Source organism: Moorena sp. SIO4G3, from assembly GCF_010692305.1.
Taxonomy (GTDB): Bacteria; Cyanobacteriota; Cyanobacteriia; order Cyanobacteriales; family Coleofasciculaceae; genus Moorena; species Moorena producens_A.
This window is the reverse complement of sequence record NZ_JAAHIG010000438.1, coordinates 1-6,975: the sequence shown is the minus strand read 5'-3', so window position 1 is coordinate 6,975 and position 6,975 is coordinate 1. Positions and strand designations below refer to the sequence as shown.

Annotated in this window: 5 protein-coding genes and 1 tRNA gene; 2 read left to right on the top strand and 4 right to left on the bottom strand. The window is 42.5% G+C overall.

The features are described 5' to 3' along the window. Positions 1 to 647: 647 nt before the first annotated feature. The 3 genes from F6J99_RS39260 to F6J99_RS39250 all read right to left on the bottom strand — a co-directional run bounded on the left by F6J99_RS39260 (position 648) and on the right by F6J99_RS39250 (position 3,431). Positions 648 to 1,466 (bottom strand): hypothetical protein, encoded by an 819-nt coding sequence (locus F6J99_RS39260; RefSeq protein WP_293121507.1) that lies wholly within the window; start codon positions 1,464 to 1,466, stop codon positions 648 to 650. Positions 1,467 to 1,928: 462 nt separating this feature from the next. Continuing rightward, positions 1,929 to 2,001: transfer RNA gene (locus tag F6J99_RS39255), tRNA-Arg, on the bottom strand. A 140-nt stretch (positions 2,002 to 2,141) separates the two neighbouring features. Further along, positions 2,142 to 3,431 carry a peptidoglycan DD-metalloendopeptidase family protein gene (locus tag F6J99_RS39250; RefSeq protein ID WP_293121505.1) on the bottom strand — a complete coding sequence of 430 codons (1,290 nt, stop codon included), beginning with the start codon at positions 3,429 to 3,431 and terminating at the stop codon, positions 2,142 to 2,144. 720 nt (positions 3,432 to 4,151) lie between these two features. Between F6J99_RS39250 and F6J99_RS39245 the strand changes: the two genes are divergently transcribed. Together F6J99_RS39245 and F6J99_RS39240 are read left to right on the top strand one after the other, a co-directional pair. Next, positions 4,152 to 4,415, top strand: coding sequence for a hypothetical protein (locus F6J99_RS39245; RefSeq protein ID WP_293121503.1), 264 nt, complete (start codon positions 4,152 to 4,154; stop codon positions 4,413 to 4,415). A 295-nt stretch (positions 4,416 to 4,710) separates the two neighbouring features. Then, positions 4,711 to 5,064 carry a hypothetical protein gene (locus tag F6J99_RS39240; protein WP_293121501.1) on the top strand — a complete coding sequence of 118 codons (354 nt, stop codon included), beginning with the start codon at positions 4,711 to 4,713 and terminating at the stop codon, positions 5,062 to 5,064. A gap of 323 nt (positions 5,065 to 5,387) precedes the next feature. Here F6J99_RS39240 and trmFO read toward each other — a convergent pair whose 3' ends face one another. Next, positions 5,388 to 6,752: an FADH(2)-oxidizing methylenetetrahydrofolate--tRNA-(uracil(54)-C(5))-methyltransferase TrmFO gene (gene trmFO, locus F6J99_RS39235; RefSeq protein ID WP_293121499.1), complete on the bottom strand. Its 1,365-nt coding sequence runs from the start codon at positions 6,750 to 6,752 to the stop codon at positions 5,388 to 5,390. Positions 6,753 to 6,975 lie beyond the last annotated feature (223 nt).

Below are 6,975 nucleotides of genomic sequence, written 5' to 3'. Positions count from 1 at the left end.
GCGTTTGAATGACTCTAAAATTTTAGCTGACCTTAAAATTTTTACGGGAACAGATAAAACTGGTATAATATTTGTATAGCTTATACAAAGGGTAAGTATGGTTTTAGATATATAATATAATATATTGACATCATAATATCAAGCTAGACCTTTTAGTCTAAACCGATGGCAAATTGCCCAAGCAGTGACCATATGAATAGCTGGTTTGTTAGAACTTTTCTCATAAGAATGACGCAGTGTTTTTCCACTGAGGGGGTGACATGAGCCCTGAAAAGCTTACTATATAAGGCTTTGATACCAATGATCTTAGGCAAGATACAGTCCCAAATTGACCCTCCTTTGATTTAATGGCAAGCTCAAACCCTTATAACTACGTCCAATATCAGCCCAAAACAGCATGTATCTTTTTGTAACTTATGGGATGAAATCATTACTGGGTAATGATTTCAGCTTGCATGTCGCCCCCCAGGTTTTTCCATCAATAGCTACTATTTCACCAGAAGTGAGCTGACTAATAGATTGAATCCATGTGAGAAAGTATGACTGTAATTGTTCCGGGGCGTAGTTATGCTGAACACCGACAATATGACTGCCACTTCTCTAATCTTGGTGTACCGGTTCTGCTCTCAGAAGACAATGGAAGCACTTCAACTTTGATGGATTTCAATCTCACCGTCAAATCCGTTATTTTGCTGTGCCGGAAATCCTACAGGCAATGCGCCTAATACATGACCACCTGCAACATTTCCTACAGGTAAAGTAGCTACAGGCCAACCAGTTATTTTAGGAGGCATCGGAGCCTGAAAAGGTAAAACAGGAACTGCTGTAGGATTTCCGGCGCTTAAAGGGTTTGCTCTCGCAGTGGCAACAGATACATCTACTGGCTTGACAACAGAAACAGCTCTCCAGGTTATTTTAATAAACTCTGGTGCATACGAATATAAATTATTATTTGCTGGCACAGCCGCAAAAGGACTAGTAGAACATTGCACAGCATAATAAATTCCATACCAGCAGTTTCTGTATCCAGAATTTTCGTAATTCAAGCTATTTATCAAATACCGATCCATGTATGATTCAATGTTGCCATGGTTTGGGTTTGCTATCTTGGTTAATGGGGTTAGATTTTGCCACGTGTTACCCCCTCCTCCCCAGCGACCGTTAATTAAATGTCCGCGAACCCAATCGTATGTTTCATCTTCATCAAAGGTTACACCTGCTGGACCGCCGGCAAATTTTGGAGGGCTTTCATCCCAAGGGTAACCTACCGCAGTCGGAGGGTTTTTTGTTTCACCACCTGGCATGTTTATATCCGGGCCTAGCACTGCGGAAGCTGAGGAAGCTCCAAAACTTTGTCCCTGCCTTACGCTGAGTGCACCCATTGCGATTTTCGTGCTTGTAAATATGATGCTTTGCGTACTCCATTTAGGCCCACTAGCAGTTGTTTTATAAATAATTCGGCTCATGTACCCCTCCTCTCTTAGAGATGTTGAATTAGCTGGCTTCTGTCACCTGCAAATTGAGCGAAATTCATTCAACCTCAGCTAGTTTAGCATCTATTAATCTTAACTTTTTCTCCTGAAGGGGTGACAAGCGGCCTGTAACCTTTGATCTATATTAAATTGAGCGAATTATGCTAAAAAAAGATAGGTCATAAATTGTCAATACCACCTACCAATTGAGGATGATATATGGTTCATTAATTCGTTTAATGACAAGAAGATTAGCGTCTTAATTTTTTGTTGACAAATCAGCTCTTAGAAGAAGGTGGGTTACGGCGCGGATAAAAACTAATTGGTAATCTCTCAAAATCCTGGCCGCACCTAACCCACCCTACGAAATATCTAGAAAGTTGCTCTGGTCGTGCCTAACGCCAGAGCTAGCCCTTTGAAGAATACAAGTAAGACTGCTATATCAACTTATCGAAACGAGCACGGAGGGATTTGAACCCCCGACACCCAGAACCGGAATCTGGTGCTCTATCCACTGAGCTACGCGCCCTTGTGCTTGAGTGACTATATCAAGCCTTACTCTATTTGATTAGCTTTGATAATAGCACACTATTGCAATTACTAATTATACACCACTTGAGCACCGAAAAGTGTAAACTGTTTTAAATCTGCCTAAGCTTGTGCCATTGGCTAGAGATAACTGGCTGGATCGACAGGTTCACCGTTCTTACGAACCTCAAAATGGAGGTGGGGACCGGTAGAGAAACCCGTAGACCCAACAGTTGCGATCGCATTTCCTCGTTTCACCAATTCTCCCTTACTCACCAAGAGTCTACTGGCATGACCATAGAGGGTAGCAATACTGTCGCCATGGTCAATAATTACTGTATTGCCATAACCACCATACCAACCAGCCAAAATTACTGTACCGCTATCTGCTGCTCGAATAGTACTGCCATAACTAGCCCCAAAGTCAATCCCAGAATGGAACCGAGATGTACCTAGAATGGGGTGACGTCGCCAACCAAAACTGCTGGTAATTGAGCCATTACTGGGATAAAGTAGCTGACCAGTATTAAAAATAACCGTTTTGCGAAGCCTTGCTTTCCTAGCTGCCGCAATCTTGTTTTGACGGGCAATCTCTCGTTGAATCAAGATCACAAGATTTTTAGAATCTTCTGCTAACTGAGCTTGGGATGCTTCTAAAGCTTCTCGGTTAGAATTAAGTCGCTCAATCAGTTGTTGCTGTGTCTTGAGCTGAGCTTGAAACTGCTTCTTTTTGGCTAGGAGTTGCTGTTTAAGTAAGGAAACTCGGTTTTTCTGAGCCTCTATCTCGGTTTTGCGTTGGTTAATGCTGTCGGCTTCAGCTTTTAAACTAGTTAAGATTTTCTGGTCTGTTTGATAGACTAACTTCAATCGGCGGCGTTGAGCCATAAATTCGTTGATATCTTGACTTTTGAGGAGGATATTCGATCCAACTTCAGCAGTGGGCTGGCGCTGTAGAAAACGCAGTCGAGCAATGATTGCAGCACGCTTTTCGTAATAGCTTCTCTCGGCAATTGCTAAATCCTCCTGCAACTGGTCTAGACGCTGGTTAGCCAGTTGGATTTGCCCATTGTAATCCTGGTTAGCCGTATCAGTGGACTTGAGATTAAGCTCAATCACACCCAGCTTCTTCTGGGCAGATTGCTCCACATTAGATATGCGATCGCTTTCCTTAATAATAGTAGACCGCTGCTGCTCAATATGTTGCTGTATTTGTTGCAGGGTATCTACTGCTCCTGGGTTGACTGCTCCTGGGTTTACTACTTCTGGGTTGGTTGAGGGAGAAGTACTCCCTGGAATTGTGACGATTAGCAGCCAAAGCACACAGCCTAAACAAACTCTCCCTATCCCATGTAAGCCATACCAATCCCTAACCCTACCAAAGGCGTTGAACTTTTTGGTATAAATTCCCCTCTGCCGAATTTCCTTAACCACAGACTATCTCAGTATTGTGAACAATCATCGAAAAAATTCCCGAATACAGCTGTCAACGGTTGTAGATCAATTTATCCTGACGACAGTTAAACACTCCTTGGATATTATCTACTACTGCTGCCCCATAGTTAAGACTGAAGGGAAACCATTAGTGTTGTCATTATGGGGACTAGTGTTTACTATTTAGGTATCTAAGGTATTTGAGCTGGGAAATCATACATCAAAGTAAACACCACAAACCCTAGCAACAACCTCAGCGCAAACCTCAGTCCTCTAGTCTATTTAAGTAAGGGAAATCAAGTATACAGCGGGTTGAAATTCCGTGAATTACAGTATATATCTCGTTTTTTGGGGAGATGACAATAGGCAACAGAAGACTTGATCGTTCTGTTCTCAATTCCCCTTTACCCGTTCCCTAACTGTTCACTTTGGGGGAATTGAGACTTTTTTTCAGTAAAATTGTTACTTTAGCCTAATTTTCGGTAACTCTGTAAAGGTAGCTCATCTCAAATCCGGTCAAATAATGATTATATCCCTGATCGGGTAATTGGTAATTCGTAATTGGAAATTAGTAGTTGACGATTCCCCATTGCCCATTACCAAACATCAAGGGAATAGTTAACAAAACAGTAATTAACCGGACTTGATATCATCAGAGTTTTCAGTCAATCAGACCGACTTAAAACTTGTAATTAACCAATATTAGGATTAATTTTTGTTATGACGGTACTAGCAGGATTTTACGTTTCTGGCGCTCTCTACTTTTTTTCGATCTGGTTTCAAGCTTTCCAGAAAGACACTAATTTATCTCCTGAGCAAATCCGCATATCTTGGATAGTGTTGACGATAGCAACCGTTTTTTGGCCAATCGTTGCCCCGATTGCTAATTTTGAGAAGAGTTCTCGAAAAAAAGCTTCTTTAGTTCAGGAACAAGATGTGGATGCTAAGAAAACAGCGATGGCAGCTGAGCTATCCCGCACTTAATTGGGACATAAGCGCGTTTGTATCTGGGTTGTAAACAACTTCTTGCAGGAATTGGCTTGCATACAACAGGCATGCATGCTAGAGGCATGCATGCTAGAGTAACCCACCCCTAACCCTTACCAAGAGGGTAAATAGATCCGGAGTTTTCTTGCATAATAAAAAACCTCCTAGGTATACATTTTATACGCGAAAAGTTGTATATCTCTCTTTTGTTTCCGGAAAGTGACAGAAGAGGGATATATAGTTGTCAATATAGTCAAGTCAGGGATTAAGTCTTATATTCTGTTTAAAAAAATTGGCATTTATTATTACAACTGTATCATTATTTACTGCGACAGGTAACATCTGGATTAATAAATCAGTTGCACAAACCTATGATGCAAATGGCAACTTTTATGATCATCTTGGAAGAAGAAATCAATGGTATAGCCCAAATGGCCAATTCAGCAGGGGAGATTTTATTCGAATATATGGACAGGATATAGGAATATTTTTGTATCAGGTTTATTTCCTAGATGAATCCTATTCTATCTGTTCAGGTAGTATTCTTTCAGATATTAATCCCGCTGGTTGTAATACATACGATCACTGGCAGCAAAGGCGTTACGAAATATTTCGAGAGCTCAGATATCAAGAGATTCTGAGATAGCTTCAAAATCTATTAAAATTGTTTTTATCCTCAACTGATAAGGTTTTTTATATGCATATCATATCTACTGGTTCATGTTCTTGGATTAGCTACTTTTATTTAGGAATAACTACAGCACTTGCCGCTTTGAGTTATTCAGTTCCATGTTTTGCTATTAATGATTTTATATAGCGTTTATAAATGAGATGTAAACCTAAGAGTTTTTTTTATTGAACAATAAAACTCTGGATCTTCTTCCCCTCTTGCCTTTTGCCTCTTGCCTCTTGCCTCTTGGCCTTTGGGAGTATTTTCACAACTCAAATACAAACGCTATATAGGAGTTGTTATGCTGCTGATACGCGCAGCCTACTCAACCAATCATTAAGATCTGCCAAAGCGCGATCGCGATATGCTCCATACCGTTCTCGCTTATTCTTTATCCGCACCGCCAATTCGGGCAAAATCCCAAAATTTGGTGGCATAGGCTGAAAATGCTTAGGTGATGCGGAACTGATAAACTCAAACAACGCTCCCATCATCGTAGTGGTTGGCATCGTTACCAGTTCCAATCCCAATACCAGTCGCGCCGCATTGGTACCAGCCAGCCACCCTCCTGCAGCTGCTGCTGTATAACTTTCTGTTCCTACCAATTGACCAGCTGCCAACAAAGTAGACCGTTTTTTGAACTGTAGGGTTGGTTGCAATAACTCAGGAGCATTCAGAAACGTGTTCCGATGCATCACCCCCATGCGCACAAACTCTGCTTCTTCCAAACCTGGAATCAGTCGAAATACCCGTTTCTGCTCACCCCAGCGCAAATTGGTTTGGAATCCGACCATATTCCACAGCTGACCTGTTTTATCTTCCTGTCGCAGCTGTACCACAGCATAAGGACGCTGGTGCTGATTTTCTGGAGCGCGGAAGTCTCCCTTACGGGCATCAAACAGTCCCACTGGCTTCAGAGGACCATAGCGCATAGTATCTTCCCCGCGACGAGCCATCTCCTCAATCGGTAGGCACCCTTCAAAAAATTTAGCAGTTTCTTGCTCAAAGTCTTTCAATTCCGCCTTTTGAGCTGCACACAGTTCTTCCCAGAAGTGACGATACTGCTCCCGATTCATGGGACAATTAAGATAAGCAGCTTCTCCTTTGTCATACCGGGATGCCATAAAGGCGATATCACGATTGATGGATTCCCCCACTACAATCGGTGATGCAGCATCAAAAAAACTAAAGTATTCTAAACCAGTGAACTGTTGCAGGTCTTCGGCTAAAGCAGGACTAGTCAACGGACCGGTTGTCAGTACCACCACCCCTGTGGTAGGAATTTGCGGAACTTCCTCCCGCTGCAACTCGATCAGGGGATGACTAGCTAAGGTTTCCGTCAATTCCCGACTAAATACTGCTCGGTCTACAGCTAAGGCACCCCCAGCTGGAACAGCATGTTTATCAGCTTTGCCAATAATAATTGAACCAAGGCGTCTCAATTCTTCGTGCAACAAACCCGCAGCGCGATCGCTTGACTTAGCACCAAAGGAATTACTACATACTAGTTCTGCCAATTCGACCGTATGATGAGCCGGGGATAGTCGCACTGGTCGCATTTCGTGCAACACCACTGGTACTCCAGCCTGAGCAATTTGCCAAGCGGCTTCTGTACCCGCTAGTCCACCACCGATAACATTTACTTGTTGTTTGTCATTAGTCATTATATAGCAAAGGGAACAGGGAATAGGGAATAGGGAGTAGGGAATAGGGAGTAGGGAGTAGGGAGTAGGGAGTAGGGAGTAGGGAGTAGGGAGTAGCAGGGCTATTTCATTCTAAAAATGCGCTTGAGTGTGTCTAGTCCAAATTGGCAGTATCGCTGTGCTTGAGCCATATTGGAGAAGCCATTGGAGCGATAGATATTCAGCGCAAAATTACGAGCAACTG